The sequence below is a fragment of the Aquabacterium sp. UBA2148 genome, from assembly GCF_002328915.1.
Taxonomy (GTDB): Bacteria; Pseudomonadota; Gammaproteobacteria; order Burkholderiales; family Burkholderiaceae_C; genus Aquabacterium; species Aquabacterium parvum.
In genome coordinates this window covers 1-3,352 of the sequence record NZ_DCXA01000035.1, presented here as the reverse complement: position 1 = coordinate 3,352, position 3,352 = coordinate 1, and the positions used below count along the sequence as shown (strand labels likewise).

Below are 3,352 nucleotides of genomic sequence, written 5' to 3'. Positions count from 1 at the left end.
CCAGCGCCATCAGTCCCAGCAGGGATTTCAGGGTGGGGCGTCCTGCTGAGGGCGGGGTCATGCTGTGTGTGCCCAGTTCGTGCCGACCCGTGTCAGCCCTTGGGCGCTTGCTGGTCGGTCGCGGCGGGCGCCTTCTGGCCGAGTTTGCTTTCCTGGCCGGCCAGCAGCTTGCGGATGTTGGCCTCGTGGCGCCAGATCAGCAGCGCGCTCATGACGACGGTGCCAAAGGTGGCGGGCCCGACGCCCCAGCCCCAAGCCTGGATGACCGGCGCAGCCAGCGAGGCCGTCAGCGCCGCCAGCGACGAGTAGCGAAAGACGATGGCCATGGTGAGCCAGACCAGCAGCACCAGGCCGCCCAGCGCAGGCGCGAAGCCCAGCAGCACGCCCGCCGCCGTGGCCACGCCTTTGCCACCTTCGAACTTGAAGAAGATGGGCCACAGGTGCCCGATGAAAGCACCCAGACCCACCGCCGTGACCACCACCTCGGGCATCCCGAGTTGCCAGGCCACCACCACCGGCACATAGCCCTTGAGTGCATCGAACAGCAGGGTCAAGATGGCTGCTGCTTTGTTGCCAGAACGCAGCACATTGGTGGCGCCCGGGTTGCCGGACCCGTAACTGCGGGGGTCGGCCAGGCCGAACACCCGGCTGACGATGACGGCGAAGGACAGCGAGCCGATGAAATACGCAACGACGGCACCCAGGCCGGCGATCGTCAAGGGGTCTAGGGCGGACAGGTTCATGCGCGGTGACCGGGAATGCGATGGGGAGCGGGGAGAAGAGGGCGCCAGTGTAGTGGAGCCCTGGGGCGCCGCTGCGTCAGGCGGCGCTCGCTCGGGGGAGCTCAGGGGGTTTGTCCCATCATCCGTGGCTCTCAGGCGTGCAGACAATCGCCGCAACCCGAAGCCCTCAACCCGTCCATGATTTCCTACAGCCGTCCTCAGTTCTGGCAGCGAACCTGGTTCACGCTCTTGTGCATGGGCGTTGCCGTGGCCGCTGTGGTGGCCTGGTGGGTCTGGCAGGGGCGTTCGGCCGCTGCGGCCGGGGGAGACGCTTCGACCCTGGCGCGTGGCGCTTCAGGCGTGCCCGAGGCGGCGGCCAGAGCCGGGCTGCAAGAGCCCACGTTGCTCTCTGACGGGCGCCCGGAAGACTTTTCTGCACAGGAATGGGCGGCCCTCAAGGACGCGATGAAGCAGTCGTCGCATCCCGAGGCCGAACTCAAGCGCGTGGTGGCCTACTTGCGTTTTCAAAAGCGCTTCGACCAGTGGCAGGGGCTGCGTGACTCCGCCGATGTCGGCTTGCGCCGGCAGGTGGCGGCCTCGCTGGTCGAGCAGGTGCCGGAACGCCTCAAAGAAGGCGAGGTGACCATGGGTGAGGCGCAATTGCTCCTCAGCGCTTTGTGGTCCGACCTGGAGCCCGACGAGGCGCGCCGACGTCAGCGCATCGACGAGGGCATCAAGATCCTGCAGGCGGCTGCGCCACAACCCGATGCCGACCAGGCCCGGCGCGAGGCCGATCGCCTGAGCGAATACAAGCGCCGGGAGTCGGCCATCGTGCTCGAGTACCAGTCAAGGCCCGAGACTCAACGCGACCCTGCCTGGCTGGAAGCCCAACTAGACGACGCCCGCCGCGCGGTTTACGGCGGCAATTGAGCCCTGCTGGCCCGCTTTCGGATTGAGCGTTGTGTGGACGCGCCGCCGAGTTGGCATCGAGTCCTGCCCGCGCGGTCGATAGAATGCGGCCCTGATGGTCGCCTCGTCCTCATCCCTTCCGCAGAACATCGCCCGTTGCCTGGTGCTGGCCTTGGTGGCGGCCGCGCTTTGGTGGCACGCCGGTGTCTTGTTGCCTTTTGTGCTCAGCATGGTGCTGGCCTATGTGCTGCGACCTGGTGTCGACCGGCTGATCAGGGCGCGCGTGCCCCGCGTGCTGGCCGTCGCGCTGTCTTTGCTGATGGTCTTCCTCACGGCTTCGGTGTTGCTGTTGCTGCTGGTGCCGATCGTGTCGCAACTGGTGCCCATGATCCGCTCCCAGTTGCCCGACCTGTTGACGCAGGGCTGGCAGGCGCTGGTGCCCAGGTTGTCTGCCCTGGGGGTGGAGGTGCCCAGCTCCATCGACCAGGTGAAGGCGCAACTCGTCGAGTTGCTGCAAACCCATGGCAGCGAGTGGGGCAGTGCGCTTTGGCGTTCTGCGGTGGCGGGTGGCAGCGGGCTGTTCGCGCTGCTGGGTTACGCCTTCCTGGTGCCCATGCTGGCTTTTTACTGGCTGCTGGACTGGGACCGCCTGACGCAGGCTGCGCGTGGATTGCTTCCCTGGCGGGTGCGTCCCGCCCTGAACGAATTGCTGGACGAGGTCGACTCCCTCATGGGACAGTACCTGCGTGGGCAGGCGCTCGTCATGCTGATCCTGGCCGTTTACTACAGCGTGGGCCTGAGCCTGTTCGGCTTCAAGCTGGCCTTGCCCATCGGCGTGTTCACCGGCCTGGCGGTCTGCATCCCTTACCTGGGCTTTGGCTTGGGCCTGTTGCTGGCCCTGTTGGCGGGGGTGCTGCAGTTCGCCGCAGCGGGCGAAGGCGTGCTGCAACCGCTGGTTGGCGTCGCTGTCGTCTATGGTTTGGGTCAGGTGATCGAAAGCGTGGCGCTGACGCCCCGGTTGGTCGGCGAGCGCATCGGCCTGCATCCCCTGGGGGTCATCCTGGCCCTGATGCTGTTCGGGCAATGGTTGGGCTTTTGGGGCATCGTCGTGGCCTTGCCCTGTGCGGCCTGCCTGACCGTGATCGGGCGTCGCCTGCTGGCCCGTTGGCGCGCCAGCGCTGATTTCCTGCGCACAGAGTGACAGGGCGGTCATGAGCGATGTCTCCCGAGGGGTGGTTGCCCCTGTGCCGATGCGCCAGCTGTTGCTCGACCTCGGGTCGCCAGCCGTGCCGGGCCTGGATGCCTTTGTCACGGGAGGGCAAGCCCAGAATGAGGCGCTGCTGGCCTGGCTGAGCGCATGGCCTGCGGTGGATGGCCCCCTTTCGCCGGCCTACATCTGGGGCGCGCCCGGTTGCGGCAAAACCCACCTGCTGCGCGCGATGGTCGAGAGGGCATTGGGCCTGGGCTTTGGCGTGATCTGGCTGAACGCCCAGACCTGCCAGATGTGGGCCGGTTGCCAGCCGGGCGCTCCGACGCTGGCCCTGCTCGACGACTGCGAGCGGCTCGACGCCGAAAGCCAGCACCTTGCATTCAAGCTGTTCATCGAGTCTGCTGCAGCGTTGGCTGCGCGTGAAGCGGGCACAACACCTGCCGCGGCCGGTGCGGCGGTTTCGGACGTGTCGGACGTGTCTGCCGAGGCAGGCGAGCTGTTCATCCTGGCC

At 67.1% G+C, this 3,352-nt stretch carries 3 protein-coding genes and 1 pseudogene; 3 read left to right on the top strand and 1 reads right to left on the bottom strand.

Features of this window, described 5'->3' with window-relative positions; all coding sequences use genetic code 11:
• Positions 1-92: 92 nt before the first annotated feature.
• A complete protein-coding gene (gene plsY / locus B2W70_RS01980; RefSeq protein WP_286742300.1) occupies positions 93-743 on the bottom strand; it encodes a glycerol-3-phosphate 1-O-acyltransferase PlsY in 651 nt (216 codons plus the stop codon).
• Positions 744-920: 177 nt separating this feature from the next.
• On the opposite strand from plsY, the gene B2W70_RS01975 reads away from it, so the two are divergent.
• From B2W70_RS01975 to B2W70_RS01965, 3 genes and pseudogenes are all read left to right on the top strand, one after another.
• Complete coding sequence (locus B2W70_RS01975; protein WP_286742298.1) at positions 921-1,652, top strand: hypothetical protein; 732 nt, start codon at positions 921-923, stop codon at positions 1,650-1,652.
• A gap of 94 nt (positions 1,653-1,746) precedes the next feature.
• Positions 1,747-2,832, top strand: a complete 1,086-nt coding sequence (locus B2W70_RS01970) for an AI-2E family transporter (RefSeq protein ID WP_286742297.1) — start codon at positions 1,747-1,749, stop codon at positions 2,830-2,832.
• Between the two features lie 10 nt (positions 2,833-2,842).
• A pseudogene (locus tag B2W70_RS01965) lies at positions 2,843-3,352 on the top strand (hypothetical protein); the annotation flags it as partial.